Source organism: Bartonella bovis 91-4 (genome assembly GCF_000384965.1).
Taxonomy (GTDB): domain Bacteria; phylum Pseudomonadota; class Alphaproteobacteria; order Rhizobiales; family Rhizobiaceae; genus Bartonella; species Bartonella bovis.
Genome location: NZ_CM001844.1, coordinates 129,787 through 149,920, shown reverse-complemented (window position 1 = coordinate 149,920; position 20,134 = coordinate 129,787). Strand labels below are relative to the sequence as shown.

Below are 20,134 nucleotides of genomic sequence, written 5' to 3'. Positions count from 1 at the left end.
TAACTCCTAATATTAAACTAATTTTTGGGTTTTAACCGAATAATTAAATCAACATGTGAAATTTCCATTCCCTCTGGCGGTTGAGGCAAATTTTCAATGATAGGAGACCCTTTTAAATTACAAGGAATATCAAGAATACGATTTTCACCTTCAATATAGAAATGATAATGATCAGATGTATTCGTATCAAACCAAGTTTTTAAACCTTCTACAGCAATAATTCGCAATAAACCAGCTTCCGTAAATTGATGAAGTGTATTATAAATTGTCGCTAAAGATACAGGCACATTTGATTTAATCGCCTCTTCATAAAGTTCTTCAGCTGCAATATGGCGATTACCTTGAGAAAAAATCATTTTTGCAAGCTCCAATCGTTGGCGTGTTGGCCGCAAACCATTTTGACGTAAATGCTTTTCTAATTCAGGTAAGGAATAACAACTCACAACTCTCTCACAGACTGTTTTTTATAAACCCTAAATCGTCTATGCTTATCGACACAATATAAACTGCATTACATTTATATTCAAGTAAGGTTGACATTCAGCAAAATGAGGAAGATAAAATATAAACTTTTGATTTTACCCAAAATAGCCTTTCATATAAAAATATATAAAAAAGGTCCTTATATCATATAAAATCGTTTCCTTCTCCCTCAAATTTGCTTTAAAAATAAATTGAAAAAGCACAATAAAATATACGGAGATAAATGGAGTAACAATGACTGAACAAAAGTCTCGCTACACTTATAAAGAGCTCCTGAGCTGTGCTCGCGGTGAAATGTTTGGTAAAGGTAATGCGCAATTGCCTGCACCACCAATGTTGATGATTCACCGAATCACTCAAATTAATGAAACTGGTGGTGAATATAATAAAGGGATAGTTCGTGCCGAATTTGACATCACTCCAGATCTATGGTTTTTCGATTGTCATTTCATCGGTGACCCTGTCATGCCAGGATGTCTCGGTTTAGATGGATTATGGCAATTAACAGGTTTTTTTCTTGGTTGGTTAGGTGAACCAGGAAAAGGGCGTGCTATATCGACAGGCGAAACAAAATTATCAGGCATGGTTACTCCACAAACTCAACTGCTTGAATATGAAATCAATTTTAAACGTATTCGACGTGGGAATTTGGTTTTAGGAATAGCAGATGGAGAAGTGAAGGCAGATGGAAAAGCCATTTACAAAGCCAATGATTTACGCGTTGCTTTATTTAAAGAAGATTAGCATTATTTCATCAGAAAAAATGTTGTGCTCTATATGAACCAAGGAGGTGTGGATGCGTCGAGTTGTTGTAACCGGAATGGGAATTATCTCCTCGATTGGAAATGGACTTCAAGCTGTTTTAACAAGTTTGCGTGAAGCAAAATCAGGAATTTCTTATGCACCTGAATATGCTGAATTAGGCTTTCGTAGCAGAGTTTACGCTAAACCAAACGTAAATATAGAAGAATTGGTTGATCGACGAGCCATGCGTTTTCACGGTCATGGAACAGCGTGGAATCATATTGCTATGGACCAAGCAATTGCCGATGCAGGTTTAGAGCCCAATGAAGTATCAAATGAGCACACTGGTATTATTATGGGTTCTGGAGGACCTTCCACTCGATCAATTGTTGAAGCTGCCGATATTACACGTCAGAAAGGTCCAAAACGCGTTGGACCTTTTGTAGTACCCAAAGCAATGAGTTCCACGGCAGCAGCAACTCTTGCAACCTTCTTTAAAATTAAAGGAGTGAACTATTCGATTTCTTCAGCTTGCGCTACATCCAACCATTGTATCGGCAATGCTTATGAGATGATACAATACGGCAAACAGAATCGTATCTTTGCAGGAGGTTGTGAAGATTTAGATTGGACGTTATCTGTTTTATTTGATGCCATGGGAGCTATGTCTAGTAAATATAATGATACACCAGAAAAAGCTTCACGTGCTTATGATATTAATCGCGATGGATTTGTTATTGCTGGTGGAGCTGGTGTTTTGGTTCTTGAAGAGTTAGAAGTAGCTAAAGCACGTAGCGCAAAAATTTATGGTGAAATTGTCGGTTATGGTGCTACATCTGATGGGCATGATATGGTTTCTCCATCCGGTGAAGGAGCAGAAAGATGCATGCGTATGGCGCTTGCAACTGTAAAAAATAAAATTGATTACATCAATCCTCATGCAACAGCAACACCCATTGGTGATCCCCCTGAAATAGAAGCAATTCGCCGAATCTTTGGGGCAGGTGATCAATGCCCGCCAATTTCTGCCACAAAATCTTTAACGGGCCACTCTTTAGGTGCAGCAGGTGTTCAAGAAGCAATCTATACATTGTTAATGATGAATCATAACTTTATTTGTGAAAGTGCTCATATTGAAGAACTTGATCCCGCTTTTGCCGATATGCCGATTGTCCGTAAACGCCGTGATCATCAAGAATTAAATACTGTATTATCAAATACATTCGGTTTTGGAGGCACCAATGCAACGCTTGTTTTCCAACGTTATACATAAATGATAATTCTTAACTGATTGACAATGGCACGATCTTACGGAGAAATAATATGAAAGGTTTGATGGAGGGCAAGCGTGGTCTCATTATGGGCATTGCGAATGATCATTCAATTGCTTGGGGCATTGCATGTCAATTAGCAGAAGAAGGAGCTGAACTAGCATTGACTTATCAAGGAGATGCCTTTGGAAAACGCGTTCAACCACTTGCAAAAAAACTTGGCTGTAAATTATTGCTTGAATGTGATGTTGAAAAAATTGAAAATGTCGATCAAGTTTTTGAATATTTAAAAAAAGAGTGGGGATCGGTTGATTTCGTTGTCCATGCCATTGGTTATTCAGATAAAACACAATTAAAAGGGCGTTATGTTGATGTTACAACCCGCGAGAACTTTACTCGCACAATGGTAATTTCAGCTTATTCTTTTACGGAAATTGCTCAACGCGCGGGTAAGCTCATGCCCAATGGTGGAACACTTTTAACACTCACTTATGGAGCCTCACAGCAAGTTGTTCCTAACTACAATATTATGGGCATCGCTAAAGCAGCCTTAGAGGCTATGGTGCGTTATTTAGCTGCAGACTTTGGTCCTCAAAATATCCGCGTCAATGCAATTTCAGCCGGTCCTGTTCGAACTTTAGCTGGTAACGGCATTGCAGCCGCAAGAGCAATCTTCTCATACCAACGTCGTAATGCACCACTCCGTCGTACTGTAAACATTAATGAAATTGGGAAATCTGCTCTTTATTTACTTTCTGATTTATCATCAGGTGTTACTGGAGAAATCCACTATGTTGATTCAGGATACAACATCATGTCCATGCCAACACTTGAAGAACTAAAACAAAGTGAAGAATCTCAAGGAGAATAATGGTCTAAGACATTAGAAAAAAGTAGAAGAGCTTATATTTCTAGCAATTCCTACAAATTCCTGCAAAAATATCTAAGCTTATAAGCTATTTAAGAGAATGATTCCTGTTACTAAAGAATCGCTCTCTTTTCTCTTAAATGAAAATCTTTAGTCATTAAAAGATGGCGAATCTTCCGATGCCGGTTCTTCCTGCTCTTCACCTGATGCTGGTTCTTGTGCCTCTGGTACTAATTCCCTCTGTTCTTGAAGTGATGCCGGCTCCTCTTGCTCTTGCTCACCTGATGCTGATTCCGGTTTAGTTACATTCATTTCTAATATTTCTGGTACAACAATGCGTCCTGAACCACCCATCATATTATAATTCAAGTGAGAAATAGCCCACCACGTTCCCCCAATAATAATGAAAACGCACATAGCTGCAAACCACAGAGTTATCCAATTCCACTTAGCATCTGGACCAGAATTCAAGTGTAAAAAGAAAACAATCTGTACGACAATCTGGATCAGCGCCATACCAATGAGATAAATAACTTTTGTACTAACTGCCCAGCTGTCCAACAGCCCATACATCACAGGAATAAAAGAACCTAAAGTAAAAAAAATAGCCAGAATAAAACCAACCAAATAAGAGCCAGTACTTGGATTATGTGTTTTGTCATGCATGCTCATTACAGTACTCCTAATAAGTAAACCATAGTAAAAACACCAACCCAAACAATATCAAGCAAATGCCAGAAAATTGAAAGGCACGTTAAACGTGTTTTGTTATTCTGATCCAAACCATTACGACGCAGGTGCAAGAACATCACAATCATCCAAAGTAGACCAACACTTACATGGAGGCCGTGGGTACCAACCAAAGCAAAAAACGCCGACCAATAAGCAGATAGAACCTCTCGCCCAAAAAGCTGTGTACCGGTTGCAAAATCAACATCAGCATAAGCACCAGCATCATAATAGTATACTTCGCTCAAAAGTTCACGGAATTCATAAATTTCCATCCCAATAAAGCAAGACCCAAGCACAAAAGTTATAGCCATCCATAAACATACGCCAGCTAAATTACCCTTATGGACCTGTACCATTACAAAACCATAAGTAATTGATGACAACAACAAAATAGCTGTTTCAACTAACACAAAGTTTAAATCAATAAACTCACTACCTGCTTTACCTCCACCATAAGAAGCAGAAAATACAGCAAAACTTGAAAAAAGCGTCGCAAACACAATCAAGTCCGAAAGGATATAAATCCAAAATCCAAATATCATTACCGAACTATTGTCGTGATGATGCTTATCCATTGTTACCGCACTCATACTTTTACTCCTTGTTCTTTAAGAGCAGTTGTGAAGGCGTCTTCCGTTTTCTGCACTTCTTCAGCTGGAATATAATAACCATGGTGATCGCCCATTAATGAATGACAAACGATCGTTGTAATAAAACCAATTATCCCAATCGCAACAAGCCACCAAATATGCCAGACAAGCGCAAACCCCACAATTAATGAGAATAGACCTGCAACAATTCCAGCCGATGTATTTGATGGCATATGAATTTTTGTAAATCCACTCGTTGGGCGTTGATAACCATTTTTCTTCATGTCCCAATAAGCATCCTCAGCCTGCACCTCTGGAATAATTGCAAAATTATAAGAAGGAGGAGGAGAAGAAGCCAACCATTCGAGCGTACGCGCATCACCCCAAGGATCATTCGATGTTACTGGCAAGCGCCCTTTATGCTTGATACCATGCCAAATTGCCAAAACAACCTGCAGTACAAAACAAAGGATACCAAGAAGAATAATAAAAGCTCCCACTGCAGCAATAATAAACATTGGCTGCCAACTAGGTTCGATATAATGTTGGAGACGACGCGTAGCCCCCATCAAACCAAGTATATAAACTGGGAAGAAAGCAACATAAAAACCAATAAACCAACACCAGAAAGATGCAATACCTAATATGCGGTTTGGTTTAACGCCAAAAACTTTTGGAAACCAAAAAGCCAACCCACCCAAATAAGCAAAGACAACACCCCCAATAATTGTATGGTGAAAATGACCCACCAAAAATAGAGAATTATGAAATTGCCAATCAGCAGGCACAATCGCCATTAAAACACCTGTCAATCCACCACCAACAAATGTAAACATCATCCCCATACACCAAAGCATAGGAGGCTCAAAGCGAATCCGCCCCTTATACATGGTGAGCAACCAATTAAAGACCTTAACACCCGTTGGAATTGCAATAACCATCGTCGCAACTCCAAAGAAAGTATTAACAGCTTCACCACCACCCATTGTAAAGAAATGGTGCCCCCAAACAATAAGTGAAAGAATCAAAATAACCAAAATAGCCCAAACCATTGAGCTATACCCAAAAAGGCGTTTTGAAGAAAAGGTGGGTACTATTTCAGAAATAATCCCAAAAGCAGGAACGACTAAAACATAAACTTCAGGGTGACCGAAAATCCAAACATAATTAATCCAGACCATTGGATTGCCACCAGCTGCATTGGTGAAAAAATTCATACCCAAATAACGGTCACCTGCCAATAATGCAAACGCTACAGCCAGAACAGGATAAATAACTAAAATAAGAATATTACTAACAAAAGCCCCCCAGCAAAAAACAGGCATCTTCATCAACGTCATCCCGGGAGCACGCATCTTAATAATAGTTACAACAAAATTGATTGCCCCCATCGTTGTCGCGATACCAGAAAGCTGAAGTGACCACAAATAATAATCGACACCTGTATCTGGACTATTTTGTAACTCTGAGAAAGGTGGATACATCAACCAACCACCACGACCAAAATTGCCAACACCAAGAGATATATTGAGCAGCACGGCCCCCGCAACTGTAATCCAAAATCCTAGATTATTTGCAAATGGAAAAGCGACATCACGAGCACCGATTTGAAGAGGTATAAGGTAATTAAAAATACCAAATAAAATTGGTGTTGCCATGAAGAAAATCATAATAACACCATGAGCTGAAAAAATTTGATCAAAATGCTCAGGAGGTAAATAACCTGCCGTTTCATTACCAAGTGCCATAGCCTGATGCGTTCGCATCATAATAGCATCAGCAAAACCACGAACAAGCATGATAATTCCGAGAATGATATACATAATACCAATGCGCTTATGATCAACTGTCGTAATCCAATTGCGCCAAAGAATTCCCCACCAGCCAAGCACCGTTAAAGCAATAACTGCAACCAAACCAATCACAAAAATTGCAATACATGTATAAAGAACAATTGGCTCATGTGTAAGTGCATGAAAAGCACCAGCCGTAGGATCTGTAAGTCTTCCAAACATTTCTCACCCCATATCCAATGAATTTTAGTTTTAAAAAACCTTTTTAAAAAGAATTTTTCCTTGATTGATGCTTTCTTAAAGAACACTCGGATCAAAAACAGAACAAAGTGTACCCCAAAGTGTCTGAGCAGCAGCGCGCTTCATTAAGTCTTCATTACATACTGTATTCTCATCAACACACCGATTAACAATTCGATAGTAAAGCCGCTCTTCAACAGGCGCAAAATAACGCACTTCAGCATCTTTTTCTTTCGCAATAACATCACCCATACGAGGTACACTTGAAAGTTGACGATAAGATGAACGATCAAGTTTTTGACCACTAGCCCGAACCTTAGCAATCCAACCATCAAAATCCTCTACAGACACAGAATGCCATTGAAAACGCATACCTGAAAAACCATCACCACTATAATTTGCTGAGCTCCCGTTGAATATTCCTTTCTTATCAGCCACTAAATGCAATTTAGCATTCATCTGTGGCATAGCATAAAGAACTGTACCAAGTTTTGGCACCCAGAACGCATTAACAGAGTTTTCTGACGTTAACTGCAACAATACCTGACGACCTTCCGGTGCATAAATTTCATTGATCGATGCAACACCATATTCAGGATAAATAAACAACCATTTCCAATCCAGAGCCACAACATCGACCTGTAATGGCTTCTCTTCCCCAGCAATATCTACTGGAAGCGGATTTGAAGGTTCAAGCCTATAAGTGTAATAGGCTGTCAATAAACCTAAAATCGCAACAATAACAATTGGAATAACCCACATAAAAGCTTCAATTTTATTTGAGTGTCCCCAATCAGGCAAATAATCTGCCGCTGTGTTCGATGCGCGATATTTAATAGCCAAAAGGATAACCGCAACCATTACTGGAATCACGATACAAAGCATAACAAGAACACATATAACAATTAAAGTAAGCTGTTGACGTGCAATATATCCCTCCGGCTGAAGAACATCTATTTTACAACCAGATAAAAGTAACGCTCCCCCTAAAATGGCAAGCATCTTAATTTGTTCAAAACAGTTTCTCATTCCGACCTGCCTGTTATATGTATTAAAACAAATTATCATAAAAACAGTAATAGTATTTATAAGCTGTTTTACTCATTTGAAACAAATTATTAAGAAAATGTCAAACACGCCTTATCAATATTGTCCAATTTATGCCTTTTTTATACCACATTTTAGCCGCTTGGTAATATAATTAAGTGCAAATAAATACCCCTCACCCCCACACCCAGCAATAATTGCGTTCGCACCCATAGAAATATAAGAATTTTGACGAAAGGATTCACGTTGATAAATATTTGACAAATGAACCTCCACTATCAACCCTGAAAACATTTTTAATGCATCAAGAATCGCAAGAGATGTATGACTATACGCAGCTGGATTAATTATTAATCCAGCACTCACTCCAATTGCTTCATGTATCCACTCAATCAACTGTCCTTCATAATTACTTTGGTGAAATTGTACTGTTATTCCAAGGCTTATTGCATAATCCTTGCAAGACTTTTCAATATCTTCTAAGGTTTCGCTACTATAAATTTCTGGTTCACGCCTTCCAAGAAAATTCAAATTAGGACCATTTAAAACCGTTACAATTGCAGACACAACAAGCCTCTTTTTCTCAATTATCACCCCATCAAAAACTTTGGATACATTTCTTGCTGTAATAAAGCTCCATCTTCAATCTCAAAAAATTCTGCTCGCCCTTTCAAAGAATCAAACAAAATACGATCTGTTCCCGTCATAAATGTTTGACCACCTAAATCATCAAGCATATCAAATAAAGCAGCACGCCGGCGAGAATCAAGATGAGCAGCCATTTCATCAAGAAGAAGAATAGGTGTCATATTTGACATCATACCTGTTAAACGCGCATGACATAAAACCAAACCTGTCAGTAAAGCTTTCTGTTCACCTGTTGAACAAGATGTTGCAGCTATATTTTTATCTGCATAAAAAACCTGTAAATCTGTGCGATGCGGCCCTTCTAATGTCCGCTTAGCAGCACAATCTATCGGGCGATTGTGACGCAATCTTTCCAAAAATTGCTCTTCAACCTCAATTGCTGATGTCGTTCTAAGAGCTTTTTCCAAAAAACCATCAATTTGCAGAAAAGCCCGTGGAAAAGGTGTATAAGATGATGTTTGCTCAGACATATCATTCAAAAGCTGAATAACATCAACCCTCGCAGCTGCAATAGCCGTCGCAAGTTCAGCCATCTGCATCTCTAAAGCATCAAACCAAGCACAATCTTCACGCCCATCTAAAAACAAACGATTACGAGCGCGCATAACCTTATCATAATCTGCTATACGCCGACCATGTAAAGAATCAATAGCCAAAACCATACGGTCTAAAAAACGACGTCGATCAAGTGAAGGCCCAGTAAAAAGTCCATCCATAGAAGGAGTCAACGCACTTACATGGCAATAATCTGTCAAACAATCACACGACTCATGTACACCATTGATATGTACTTTTCGGCCACTATCACCAACCTCTAAAGTCGTACCAATATGGACTTCACCATAAAGAGCACATTGGAGACGAGCAAATACAACAAATGCAGCCCCCCCTCCTTTAGAAAAACTGATATCGGAATAAGCCGCACGCCGTAACCCACGACCAGGAGAAAGAAAAGATAGTGCCTCTAAAAGATTAGTCTTACCAGCACCGTTATAACCAGTAAAAACTACATGCTGACCTGACAAATGAATATTGAAAGAGCAATAATTGCGATAATGCGTTAATTTCAACTGTCTCACTGTTACTTTATGTACACGGCTAGCATTACACTGCAAAGCGCATTATCCTTAAACACGAATAGGCATCAGCACATACAGTGCATCTGCATCATCACTTTCACGAATCAGTGCTGGCGCCCCAGCATCAGCCAGCATAAAAACCATTTCATCACTTGAAAGTTGCGCAGCAATATCTAAAAGGTAACGTGAATTAAAACCTATCTCAAGCGGATCTGATGTATAATCTGCAACTAATTGGTCTTCTGCACTTCCAGAATCAGGATTATTAACAACAAGCTTTAATTGCCCATTTTCAAGTGTTAATTTTACTGCACGACCGCGATCACTTGAAATTGTTGAAACACGATCAACTGCAGCAGAAAAATCCTGTCGATTGACAGCAAGTTTTTTATCATTACCCAGGGGAATAACGCGTTGATATTCTGGAAATGTCCCGTCAATTAATTTCGATATCAAAACAACAGACCCAACAGAGAAACGAATTTTTGTTTCTGACAGTTCTATAGAAACATCACTCTCTGTTTCCTCGGCAAGCAGTTTTTGCAATTCTCCCACAGCTTTACGAGGAATAATAACACCCGGCATATCCTTAATTTCTGAAGGTGCCTCCATATCAACCTGCGCTAAACGATGACCATCAGTTGCAACCAAACGCAACTTCAAAACACCATCATCAATAACATGAAAATAAATACCATTAAGATAATAACGTGTTTCTTCCGTCGAAATAGCAAATTGCGTACAATCAAATAAGCGCTTTAAATCTGATGCCGATAAAGAAAAACGACAACTAAACTGACCTGGAAGCGACTCTGGAAAATCTACCTTAGGAAGACATTGAAGTTGGAAATTAGCGCAACCAGAAATAACAGACATTGTATTTGCTTGATTGTTATCAACTTTTAATACAATCTCACTTCCACTAGAAAGCTTGCGAACAATGTCATAAAGCAAATGTGCTGGAACGGTTATCGCTCCTTCTTGTTCAACTTTAGCTGAAGAAGACTCCGTAACTTCAAGATCGAGATCTGTCGCTTTTAATTGTACACCATCACCACTTGCGTTAATCAATACATTTGACAAAATAGGAATCGTATTACGACGCTCAACCACACGATGAACACGATTAAGAGATTTTAAAAATTGATTGCGATCAATTGTAATGTGCATAAAAATCCCCGTTGATAATTTATTTCATAACTATAGGCATTCGCTCAGCTAAAAATACTCGATTCACTTAAAGAATCATAGTTGGAGTTTATTCAACCTCTACTAAAATGGCAATAGGGCATTACACAAGCAAAAACAGTTACTTTCACTAAATCTTTCTGATATTTTGACAAACAAATAGAACAAAAATCTATCAATGTTATACAGCCTGCTCTCCAATTAGTCGCTTAAGCAATTCAAGTTCTTTAGCTAAAGTCTGATCATCATAAATTAAATCTTCAATTTTACGTACAGCATGTAAAACTGTTGTATGATCACGCCCTCCAAAACGACGCCCAATTTCAGGTAACGAACGAGGCGTCAATACTTTTGCCAAATACATTGCAACTTGCCGTGGCTTAACAACTGTACGCGTTCGGCGATTAGACAATAAATCCTGCTTAGAAACATTATAATGGCGCGCAACTGTACGCTGAATTTCCTCAATTCGAATACGCTTTGGCTCACCCGAACGTGTCAAGTGACCCAACAACTCATCAACACGCTCTAAAGACAAATCAGATTCAAAAGACTGACGAAATAAAAGTTGATTAAATGCTCCTTCAATATCGCGTCCTGATCCTAAAATTGTTTTAGCAATGTATTCTAAAATATCATTAGAAATTTCAATTGCACTATCATCTTGTCGCGCTACCTTTAATCGCTGCTGCAACATTTTTAGGCGCATTTCATAATCTGGCGCTTCAATCTCAAGAGCAACCCCCCCCTGAAGACGAGATCGAACCCGAAGATCAAGTGATTCCAATTCCGCTGGCGGACGATCTGCAGCTACAACAACCTGCTTTGCACTATCAAGTAACATGTTGAGCAAATGGCAAAATTCGTGTTGAATTGATTTACCCTGTAAAAATTGCATATCATCAATAATTAAAAGATCAATATCACGAAGCTGTTCTTTAAAAGAAAGAGCGTTATTATCACGAATAGCTGTTGCAAAACGCCACATAAAATACTCAGCAGTCAAATAAATAACCCGCGTAGGCGTTAAACGCTTCAAAGCAGCGGCTGCAATAGCCTGAAGCAAGTGCGTTTTCCCTAAACCAACAGACGCATGAATAAAAAGAGGATTAAATCGTAACGCACTTTTATGCCCCTCTGCAATTGAACGTGCTGCAGCCAAAGCAACACGATTTGAAGCCCCTTCAACAAAATTCTCAAAAGTATAACGCGAATCAAGTGGTGAACCGAAGATTCCTGATTGAGAACTCTTGACTGAATGCTCCACATAACTCTCAGCTAAAGGTGAAGTACTCTGCTCCTCAGGAACAGTAACAACAGGGCTTTCACTTGTTTTGCATATTCCATTTTTCGAAACGCGCTTTAAATCACGGACAATAACTTCAACCCGAAGAATTGCTGAATTTTCTTGTTGCCATAAACTGGTTAAAAGAGAACCGTAATGATTATTAATCCACGAACGCAAAAATGCTGTAGGAACAGAAAGTTTTACAAGATTACGATTATACTCAGAAAGCTTCAAACGACCAAACCAACTGGTATAGGCTTCAACACCAACCCGCACTTTTAATTGCGCCATCACACGCACAAAAGCAGCTGCACCTTCCTCTTCTGAAATAACTGAGCGCTCTCCAAGAGTACTTGTACCCCCGATTTCATTTATATTCGTCATTTGATTTATTGCTTTTTCTGTCGACAGAACACCTACCGAAACCCTTTTCAAGGAACTAGTTCTAGAACTCAATTTATCCACCATTTCTCATTCCGATAAAAACTATAATCTTGTCCTGCCAAACAGCTAAATATTTATGTAGCCAAGGCAAGCGCTCCTTTCCCAAATGAGATGATTCATCCTCCCCCAAGATAGGCTCATTACAACCCCACTAACAAAGATGACCAAAAAGTTTTATCTTTTAGTGATTGTATGATACGCTTTTCAAGATGACAAACATATCAATAAAGAAACCAAAACCTCACCCGAAAACCCGCTTAAGCTAAAGCACTCTTCACTTAATACACTATAGCATTTAGCTGACGTAAACCTTGTGCATTTTCAGTTTCTATTAATGACCATACAAAACAGCAGAGGTAAAATGCAAGAGGTCAAAATAAAATCAAAAGACCATTAAAGTCCGTAATAATTTTACAATTGTAAAAAACAAATAAGAAAGTTCATTGATTCAACTCACTTTTTCTTTACGAAAAATTTACTACTACTAAAAAAATTTATTTATTTAAAAAAAAATAAAAAAAGCTTGACAAGAAAAGACTCTATCACAATCCACAAGGCTTGTGGATAACTATCTTAACATTATAAATTTATTCTATTTTTAAATAACAATAACCATTGTATAGTTTTTACAAAAAGCATCATGTGTAAAAAATAAAAAAAGCCAGCACCTGCTCGGTGCTGACTTAATTTGATAAATTGGAAAAAATTTAGGCGCTAAAAGCTTTCAAGCGTTTCGCTAAGCACGACACCTTTCGCGCCGCAGTATTCTTATGAAAAACCCCTTTGGAAACTGCACGCATAATCTCAGGTTCAAAATTTTTAAACGCTACTTCTGCAGAAGCTTTATCGCCGCTAGCTAAAGCATCATTAAATTTACGAATAAAAGTGCGAACGCGTGAACGGCGGGCCTTATTAACTTGCGTACGTGCTGCGATTTTGCGCACTGCTTTTTTGGCTGAAAGTGTATTCGCCATCGTATCTTTCTCTTTCAACTAATCAGTAAAAATTAACCCAACAAAATATTTTACTGAAATAAACATAAGCTCCAAAGCTCTTCATTATTGATCCTCTTATAACGTAATCTGAAAACAAACGTCAATTAGATTCTCAAAGATGAACTTAAAAATCAGCAAAACACCTCTTTGAGACCCTACTTAATACACGTTAAATAGATAAATTTTGTTTAAACTGCCAGATTACGCAACACATAGTGCAAAATACCACCATGACGCAAATAATCTAACTCATCCTCAGTATCAACTCGGCATAATAATGGCACAATTTTCACCATTCCATCAGAAAAAGTGATTGTAGCTGTAGTTTTCTGACGAGGCTTTAAATTATCGATTCCTTCAATCGTTATTTGCTCATCTCCTTTTAAACCAAGCGACTGCCAACTTGTATCCGCTTCAAATACAAAAGGAACAATACCCATACCAACAAGATTAGACCTATGAATACGCTCAAAAGATTGAGCAATTACTGCTTTCACACCAAGAAGATTAGTACCTTTAGCCGCCCAATCACGAGATGACCCATTGCCATATTCAATACCAGCAAAAATAACGAGTGGAACTCCCTCTTTCTTATACGCCATTGCTGCATCATAAATTGTTGTTTCCTCTCTGGATGGATAATGAACTGTATAACCTCCTTCACGACCACTTGTTCCCAACATAAAATTACGAATGCGAATATTAGCAAAGGTTCCACGCATCATAACTTCATGATTTCCACGACGGGTTCCATACTGATTAAAATCAGCCACCTCAACACCATGATTAATCAAATATTGTCCTGCAGGTGAATCAACCTTAATAGAACCAGCAGGAGAAATATGATCAGTCGTGATTTTATCACCAAACAAACCTAAAATTCGTGCGTTTTTAATATCTTCTAATGCACCAGGAACTTTCTGCATACTGTCGAAATAAGGCGGATTACGCACATAAGTTGATTGATCATCCCAAGAATAGGTAACACCAGAAGGCACTTGAACTTTTTGCCAATTTTCATCTCCCTTAAACACATCTGCATACTTCTCAACAAAAATCTTACGAGTAATATTTTCTTCGATAAATTCTTGTATTTCTTTAGAAGTAGGCCAAATATCCTTTAAGTAAACCAATTGACCATCTGAGCCTTTACCAAGAGGCTCTTTGGTTAAATCTTTGCGTACTGTCCCCATTAAAGCATGCGCCACAACTAATGGTGGTGAAGCCAAATAATTCGCCTGTACATCAGGTGATACACGCCCTTCAAAGTTACGATTACCTGAAAGAACTGCCGCAGTAATTAAACCATTATCGTTTATTGTTTTAGAAATCGCTGGTAACAAAGGACCAGAATTCCCGATACATGTCGTGCATCCAAACCCCACTAAATTAAACCCTAAAGCATCCAAATCTTTTTGAAGTCCCGAACTAAGAAGATAGGCCTCAACTACTTGTGAGCCAGGTGCAAGTGAAGTTTTAACCCATGGTTTGCTTTTAAGACCTTTTGCCACAGCATTACGCGCCAAAAGCCCAGCAGCAATAAGAACACTTGGATTTGACGTATTCGTACAAGAAGTAATCGCAGCAATCACTACATCCCCATGACCAAGTGCATATTTCTCACCTTCAACCTTATAACGATCATTCTGCCCAGTAATTTTTTTATAATCATGGACCAATGCCATCTCAAAACCTTGCCCCACATCTTCCAATGGAACTCGCCCTTCAGGACGCTTGGGACCAGCCATAGAAGGCACGATGCTTCCCATATCTAATTCAATTACATCACTAAAAACAGGATCAGATCCCATTTCATCACGCCACATTCCTTGCGCCTTAGAATAAGCCTCCACCAAAACAATCCGACTTTCATCGCGCCCTGTCATATTGAGATAGCGTATTGTTTCTTTATCAATCGGGAAAAAACCACAGGTTGCCCCATATTCAGGCGCCATATTTGCAATTGTTGCCCGATCAGCAAGCGTCATATATTCTAAGCCCGGACCAAAAAATTCAACAAATTTACCAACAACACCTTTTTGGCGTAAAATTTGCGTCACCCTCAAAACTAAGTCAGTAGCAGTTACACCTTCCTTCAACTTTCCAGTTAAACGAAAACCAATAACTTCAGGTAATAACATTGAAACTGGCTGTCCCAACATGGCAGCTTCTGCTTCAATACCACCAACACCCCAACCTAAAACACCCAAACCATTCACCATGGTTGTATGCGAATCAGTTCCCACACATGTGTCAGGATAAACCGTCTGGCAACCATCCTCATCTTTCATCCACACACATTGCGCTAAATATTCTAGATTAACCTGATGGCAAATTCCTGTTCTTGGAGGAACAACACGAAAACTTTGAAAAGCTTTTTGCCCCCATTTAAGAAAGCGATAGCGTTCACCATTGCGTTCATACTCGCGCTCAACATTCTTCTTAAATGCCATCGAATTGCCAAAATTATCAACGATAATTGAATGGTCGATTATAAGGTCAACAGGGATGAGAGGGTTGATTTTTTTAGCGTCCCCTCCAATTTTGATCATAGCGTCGCGCATTGCAGCGAGATCAACAATTGCAGGAACACCAGTGAAATCTTGCATTAAAACACGTGCAGGATGATAAGAGATTTCTGTGCCAGCACTGCCTTTATCATTCAACCAATTAGCGATGTTTAAAATATTTTCTTTTTTAACTGTACGATCATCCTCAAATCGTAGCAGATTTTCGAGAAGAACTTTCATAGAAAATGGCAAGTGAGAAACACCTTTAAGACCGTTTTTTTCTGCTTCAATCAAACTATAATAAATGTATTCTTTGCCACCAATACTTAAAGTTTTACGACAATTAAAACTATCAATTTGAGACATGATTGTTCATCCTTATGTTATACATTCACCCATTTTCCGGAATGAACAACACAAACTGCAGATAAAAATCCCAGCTTGAATACGAATGCAGTCATTTCCGCTATTCATTCCCCGCTTTCCTCGGTCAATTCGCAGCTCGATCCTAAAATCTATTCTACATCGATAACTGATAGAATATACATCTTATAAAACTATTCCTAGAACTATTCTAGATACAATTACATAAAAAACGTGTTTTTTATTTTACAATGTAATAAAAGCTGTAAAAATAAGTAGAATAACAGGCAATTACATGGTGTTATTAGGTAAAAATTTAGCAGCACATAGAAATAAAGAGATTTTATTTCAAGGCCTTTCTTTTTGTTTACTTCCACAACAACTCATGACAATTACAGGCCCAAATGGTATCGGAAAATCAACATTACTACGAATCATTGTCGGCCTTCTTGAAGCTACTGAAGGGTATGTTGTGTTTAAAGACCATAAACAGACATACCCCTTAGCTAGTGTATGTCATTATCTAAGTATTCAAAATGCCATGAAATCCTCTTTGTCAGTCATTGACAATTTGCAATTTTGGGCAGAGTTTTACGGTCAATATTTGCGCACTCCTCATGAAGCTCTTGCAGATATTGGTCTTTCTGATCTTGGACATTTACCTTTTCGCGTTTTATCAACTGGACAAAAAAGACGTGTAGCTATTGCTCGTCTTTTACTATCCTATCGTCCTGTTTGGATTCTAGATGAACCAACATCTGGTGTTGATAGACATACTCAAATTATTTTTGCAAATCTTTTCCAGAACCATCTCAACCAAGGTGGCATGATTATTACTGCAACCCATATACCACTTGGTCTTTCAGAAAACCATACGATTGCCCTAGAGAATTTTCTACCCTTTTGAAGAGAACATTTAAATGAAAGCATTATTATGGCGAGATCTTAAATTAATTTTAGGGCCACAAGTTTCTTTGCTAACAGAACTCTTATTTTTTATTGCTGTTATTATGATAATTCCTTTTGCCATCGGGCCAGATCCAGATACTCTTGCACGGATAGGTCCAGGTATATTATGGCTTGGTGCTCTTCTAGCTAGCCTACTTAACCTTAATAAACTGTTTCAAATTGATTATGATGATGGAAATCTTGATCAACTTATCCTTGCCACTCAAAGACAAAGTTTAACACTTATTGTTTTTACCAAATGCCTTGCCCATTGGGCAGGAACTATGCTTCCTCTTATTCTTACCACCCCTATTTTAGCATTTATGCTCTATTTAGATGCTAGAACAACTTTTGCAACGATGCTCACCCTTTTATGTGGAACACCTTCTATCATTTTTATAGGTGCTATTGGCGCAGCATTAGCAATATCATTGCCGCATAGTACTATTCTCACTTTTATTATTATTCTGCCATGGACAATCCCAATCATGATTTTTGGTGTTGCAGCTGTGACGGCCCCAATAACACCAAACATCTTTTTTACTGCCTTGGCTTTTCTTATTGCTTTCTCACTTTTTTTGAGTGTCTTTAGCCCTTTTGTAGTAGCTATAACACTGAAATATTTATTAGAATAATAAAAGATAATTGCTGCAAAACTAAAGTTTGCTTATTATAAACTTATGAATGAATTATCACATCAAAAAAATACGAAGCTTTTCCTTGCAAATTCAGCCCGTTTTATGGAAATCAGCAGTGCTGTTTTACCTTGGTTAACCGGCGCAACAGTGTTTTTTCTTATCCTAGGATTAGTTCTTATTATATATTCTCCTGACGACTATCAACAAGGTATTACTGTTAGGATTATGTACATTCATGTACCATTTGCGTGGCTGTCTACAATTTGCTATATTATGATGAGTGCTGCTGCACTAAGTAGCCTGATTTGGAATAATCATCTTGCTGATATAGCACTCAAATGTAACGCTCCCATTGGAGCAATTTTTACAGCCTTAGCCTTAATGACAGGAGCCCTTTGGGGGCGCCCTACATGGGGAACATGGTGGGTATGGGATGCTAGATTAACATCAGTTTTGATCTTATTTTTTATTTATCTTGCTATTATCATGCTCGCCTGTGCTTTTGATAACCAAGTAAAAGCCACACGTGCTACAGCAATTTTAACACTGATTGGATTAGTTAATATTCCTATTATTAAATTTTCCGTCAATTGGTGGAATACGCTTCATCAATCAGCATCACTTTTACGTTTAGGTGGCACAACAATTGATGGCCCCATGCTCTGGCCACTTATAATCATGATGTTTTGTTTTATTCTTTTATTTATCTTATTAAATTTAATGGCCATGCAAAATGAAATCATCCGTCGTCATATTCAAACACTTCAAACTAAAATAACTCGTCGTATTATTTAACATTAAAACTCTTTACCATGCCCAACTCAAATAACATTCAAAATAAACTTTTAGAAAATTTTTCTCAGCGCATTGATTTTCTCCTTGGCACTCTTCACCACGAACAAACCGTCATTCTAAGCTACATGCTTTCTGCAATCACTCTTCTTTGTTTTATTGGGTATATTCTCCGTAAAGGAGCATACCAAAGAAAAATCCTGCAACAACTACAAGCAAAAGAGATGATTTGGGAAGAAAAATGCAATGAAAACCACTCCATTCAAATTTAAAAAAAGCGTATCTTTACCTCCCTTACTTGGTCTTTTTGCACCGTTTTTGCTCTTTCTTCTACTAATCTTACTGCTCTTTAGCTCTATAAAAAATAAACACTCCAATGATCTCTTCCTCACCTCAAATATATTAATTGGAAAACCAGCTCCTAAAACTCATCTTCCCTTGTTAAATAGAAATGGTTATTTAAATTCAGAACAGTTTAAAGGACGTATAACATTAATTAACTTTTGGGGATCCTGGTGTCCACCTTGCCGTAAAGAGCATCCCGTTCTTATGAAAATCGCAAAAGATCATCGTTTTGATCTTATCGGAATTAATTTTAAAGATAACAAAGAAAATGCCAAACGTTTTTTAACTCATTTTGGCAATCCTTTTAAATTTACTGCTTTTGATACTTCAAACCATACCGCCATTAACTGGGGCGTATATGGACCACCGGAAACCTTTATTCTAAACGAAGAAAATATCATCATTGCCAGACATATTGGCCCTTTAACATGGCAAATTTATCAAACAGAAATTCTGCCAAAAATAGAAAAAGCGATAACTGTAAAAGAATCTGCTATGATAAATTATTTATTTCACCCAAATAAACAATTTTAACCTTTTGGTGTTTTGTTAAGAAATTAAATAAAATAAGCAATTATATTTTAATTTTAATCATTGCCGTATCTAAAATATGCATCTTAGCTTTCTTATAGAATTTTAAAACTAATTTGTAGACACTGTATGTCTAGTTTGGCTTTATTTACTTTATGTGTACTCCTTGTATAAGTACGCATTTCATCTCTCAGATAACTACAACTTGGTTAACACTATAATTCTCTAAGCATTACCAATTCCACATATAAACCATAGCTCAAATATTTTACCAAACTAATCATAAGCGATATATGGATAGGCTTTATTGCTGTAATATCAATAATAGCCTCAACATTCAGCTAACAAGTAACAAAAAATTCTATGAATAGAAGCAAAAAACTGCTTAAAACTAATAATAATTAAACATGTACAGTCAGTTTTAATATAGTAGCTATCAAACTTGCTCAAAATTCTCATTATCTTCGTTTTAAGAAAATCTGTATCGTAAAAGTACATAAAAAAATAAAAAGCAAATATTAAACATACCGGCTGAATGACACAATTTCATCTTTAAAGATCAAAATGCCCATAGATAAAAATATCCGTGGAACAATA

General features: G+C 37.7%; 19 protein-coding genes. 8 read left to right on the top strand and 11 right to left on the bottom strand.

Annotated elements, in window-relative coordinates; genetic code table 11:
* Nucleotides 1–17 precede the first annotated feature (17 nt).
* On the bottom strand, nucleotides 18–443 hold the full coding sequence (gene irrA, locus BBBE_RS00575) for an iron response transcriptional regulator IrrA (RefSeq protein ID WP_010700684.1): 426 nt from the start codon (nucleotides 441–443) through the stop codon (nucleotides 18–20).
* Nucleotides 444–717: 274 nt separating this feature from the next.
* Here irrA and fabA point away from each other — a divergent pair, with 274 nt between their 5' ends.
* From fabA to fabI, 3 genes are read left to right on the top strand one after another with little or no spacing between them, the layout of a single operon-like run.
* A complete protein-coding gene (gene fabA / locus BBBE_RS00570) occupies nucleotides 718–1,227 on the top strand; it encodes a 3-hydroxyacyl-[acyl-carrier-protein] dehydratase FabA (protein ID WP_010700683.1) in 510 nt (169 codons plus the stop codon).
* A gap of 52 nt (nucleotides 1,228–1,279) precedes the next feature.
* Entirely contained in the window at nucleotides 1,280–2,500 is a 1,221-nt protein-coding gene (fabB, locus tag BBBE_RS00565; RefSeq protein ID WP_010700682.1) for a beta-ketoacyl-ACP synthase I, read from the top strand.
* Nucleotides 2,501–2,550: 50 nt separating this feature from the next.
* Nucleotides 2,551–3,369, top strand: a complete 819-nt coding sequence (gene fabI / locus BBBE_RS00560) for an enoyl-ACP reductase FabI (RefSeq protein ID WP_010700681.1) — start codon at nucleotides 2,551–2,553, stop codon at nucleotides 3,367–3,369.
* 147 nt (nucleotides 3,370–3,516) lie between these two features.
* On the opposite strand, the gene cyoD is transcribed toward fabI, so the two are convergent.
* The 10 genes from cyoD to acnA form a co-directional block, all read right to left on the bottom strand.
* Nucleotides 3,517–4,038, bottom strand: a complete 522-nt coding sequence (gene cyoD / locus BBBE_RS00555) for a cytochrome o ubiquinol oxidase subunit IV (RefSeq protein WP_010700680.1) — start codon at nucleotides 4,036–4,038, stop codon at nucleotides 3,517–3,519.
* Entirely contained in the window at nucleotides 4,038–4,688 is a 651-nt protein-coding gene (locus tag BBBE_RS00550; RefSeq protein ID WP_010700679.1) for a cytochrome (ubi)quinol oxidase subunit III, read from the bottom strand. Before BBBE_RS00550 ends, cyoD begins: the two co-directional genes overlap by 1 nt.
* Nucleotides 4,685–6,703, bottom strand: a complete 2,019-nt coding sequence (gene cyoB / locus BBBE_RS00545; RefSeq protein ID WP_010700678.1) for a cytochrome o ubiquinol oxidase subunit I — start codon at nucleotides 6,701–6,703, stop codon at nucleotides 4,685–4,687. The genes BBBE_RS00550 and cyoB overlap by 4 nt, the downstream gene beginning before the upstream one ends.
* Nucleotides 6,704–6,778: 75 nt before the next feature.
* Complete coding sequence (cyoA, locus tag BBBE_RS00540; RefSeq protein ID WP_010700677.1) at nucleotides 6,779–7,750, bottom strand: ubiquinol oxidase subunit II; 972 nt, start codon at nucleotides 7,748–7,750, stop codon at nucleotides 6,779–6,781.
* A gap of 129 nt (nucleotides 7,751–7,879) precedes the next feature.
* On the bottom strand, nucleotides 7,880–8,335 hold the full coding sequence (aroQ, locus tag BBBE_RS00535) for a type II 3-dehydroquinate dehydratase (protein WP_010700676.1): 456 nt from the start codon (nucleotides 8,333–8,335) through the stop codon (nucleotides 7,880–7,882).
* 23 nt (nucleotides 8,336–8,358) lie between these two features.
* Nucleotides 8,359–9,531 carry a DNA replication/repair protein RecF gene (gene recF / locus BBBE_RS00530; protein ID WP_010700675.1) on the bottom strand — a complete coding sequence of 391 codons (1,173 nt, stop codon included), beginning with the start codon at nucleotides 9,529–9,531 and terminating at the stop codon, nucleotides 8,359–8,361.
* A 12-nt stretch (nucleotides 9,532–9,543) separates the two neighbouring features.
* On the bottom strand, nucleotides 9,544–10,665 hold the full coding sequence (gene dnaN / locus BBBE_RS00525) for a DNA polymerase III subunit beta (RefSeq protein WP_010700674.1): 1,122 nt from the start codon (nucleotides 10,663–10,665) through the stop codon (nucleotides 9,544–9,546).
* Nucleotides 10,666–10,864: 199 nt separating this feature from the next.
* Nucleotides 10,865–12,439 (bottom strand): chromosomal replication initiator protein DnaA, encoded by a 1,575-nt coding sequence (dnaA, locus tag BBBE_RS00520; RefSeq protein WP_010700673.1) that lies wholly within the window; start codon nucleotides 12,437–12,439, stop codon nucleotides 10,865–10,867.
* A gap of 683 nt (nucleotides 12,440–13,122) precedes the next feature.
* The gene (rpsT, locus tag BBBE_RS00515; protein ID WP_007476123.1) at nucleotides 13,123–13,389 is read right to left on the bottom strand and encodes a 30S ribosomal protein S20; all 267 of its coding nucleotides are present in this window, start codon (nucleotides 13,387–13,389) and stop codon (nucleotides 13,123–13,125) included.
* 209 nt (nucleotides 13,390–13,598) lie between these two features.
* The gene (acnA, locus tag BBBE_RS00510) at nucleotides 13,599–16,286 is read right to left on the bottom strand and encodes an aconitate hydratase AcnA (protein WP_010700672.1); all 2,688 of its coding nucleotides are present in this window, start codon (nucleotides 16,284–16,286) and stop codon (nucleotides 13,599–13,601) included.
* Between the two features lie 292 nt (nucleotides 16,287–16,578).
* Here acnA and ccmA point away from each other — a divergent pair, with 292 nt between their 5' ends.
* The 5 genes from ccmA to BBBE_RS00485 are packed head-to-tail and all read left to right on the top strand — an operon-like array spanning nucleotide 16,579 to nucleotide 19,540.
* On the top strand, nucleotides 16,579–17,190 hold the full coding sequence (gene ccmA, locus BBBE_RS00505) for a heme ABC exporter ATP-binding protein CcmA (RefSeq protein ID WP_010700671.1): 612 nt from the start codon (nucleotides 16,579–16,581) through the stop codon (nucleotides 17,188–17,190).
* Nucleotides 17,191–17,203: 13 nt separating this feature from the next.
* Complete coding sequence (gene ccmB, locus BBBE_RS00500; RefSeq protein WP_010700670.1) at nucleotides 17,204–17,866, top strand: heme exporter protein CcmB; 663 nt, start codon at nucleotides 17,204–17,206, stop codon at nucleotides 17,864–17,866.
* 45 nt (nucleotides 17,867–17,911) lie between these two features.
* Complete coding sequence (locus BBBE_RS00495) at nucleotides 17,912–18,664, top strand: heme ABC transporter permease (RefSeq protein ID WP_010700669.1); 753 nt, start codon at nucleotides 17,912–17,914, stop codon at nucleotides 18,662–18,664.
* A 17-nt stretch (nucleotides 18,665–18,681) separates the two neighbouring features.
* Entirely contained in the window at nucleotides 18,682–18,933 is a 252-nt protein-coding gene (ccmD, locus tag BBBE_RS00490; protein ID WP_022708589.1) for a heme exporter protein CcmD, read from the top strand.
* The gene (locus tag BBBE_RS00485) at nucleotides 18,908–19,540 is read left to right on the top strand and encodes a DsbE family thiol:disulfide interchange protein (protein WP_010700668.1); all 633 of its coding nucleotides are present in this window, start codon (nucleotides 18,908–18,910) and stop codon (nucleotides 19,538–19,540) included. The genes ccmD and BBBE_RS00485 overlap by 26 nt, the downstream gene beginning before the upstream one ends.
* The last annotated feature ends 594 nt before the right edge of the window (nucleotides 19,541–20,134 follow it).

Coding starts and splice junctions, on each gene's coding strand:
- BBBE_RS00495 (WP_010700669.1), top strand. CDS start 17,912: ATGAATGAATTATCACATCAAAAAAATACGAAGCTTTTCCTTGCAAAT.
- fabA (WP_010700683.1), top strand. CDS start 718: ATGACTGAACAAAAGTCTCGCTACACTTATAAAGAGCTCCTGAGCTGT.
- ccmB (WP_010700670.1), top strand. CDS start 17,204: ATGAAAGCATTATTATGGCGAGATCTTAAATTAATTTTAGGGCCACAA.
- BBBE_RS00485 (WP_010700668.1), top strand. CDS start 18,908: ATGAAAACCACTCCATTCAAATTTAAAAAAAGCGTATCTTTACCTCCC.
- ccmD (WP_022708589.1), top strand. CDS start 18,682: ATGCCCAACTCAAATAACATTCAAAATAAACTTTTAGAAAATTTTTCT.
- BBBE_RS00550 (WP_010700679.1), bottom strand. CDS start 4,688: ATGAGTGCGGTAACAATGGATAAGCATCATCACGACAATAGTTCGGTA.
- fabB (WP_010700682.1), top strand. CDS start 1,280: ATGCGTCGAGTTGTTGTAACCGGAATGGGAATTATCTCCTCGATTGGA.
- cyoA (WP_010700677.1), bottom strand. CDS start 7,750: ATGAGAAACTGTTTTGAACAAATTAAGATGCTTGCCATTTTAGGGGGA.
- rpsT (WP_007476123.1), bottom strand. CDS start 13,389: ATGGCGAATACACTTTCAGCCAAAAAAGCAGTGCGCAAAATCGCAGCA.
- dnaA (WP_010700673.1), bottom strand. CDS start 12,439: ATGGTGGATAAATTGAGTTCTAGAACTAGTTCCTTGAAAAGGGTTTCG.
- cyoD (WP_010700680.1), bottom strand. CDS start 4,038: ATGAGCATGCATGACAAAACACATAATCCAAGTACTGGCTCTTATTTG.
- cyoB (WP_010700678.1), bottom strand. CDS start 6,703: ATGTTTGGAAGACTTACAGATCCTACGGCTGGTGCTTTTCATGCACTT.
- dnaN (WP_010700674.1), bottom strand. CDS start 10,665: ATGCACATTACAATTGATCGCAATCAATTTTTAAAATCTCTTAATCGT.
- acnA (WP_010700672.1), bottom strand. CDS start 16,286: ATGTCTCAAATTGATAGTTTTAATTGTCGTAAAACTTTAAGTATTGGT.
- fabI (WP_010700681.1), top strand. CDS start 2,551: ATGAAAGGTTTGATGGAGGGCAAGCGTGGTCTCATTATGGGCATTGCG.
- ccmA (WP_010700671.1), top strand. CDS start 16,579: ATGGTGTTATTAGGTAAAAATTTAGCAGCACATAGAAATAAAGAGATT.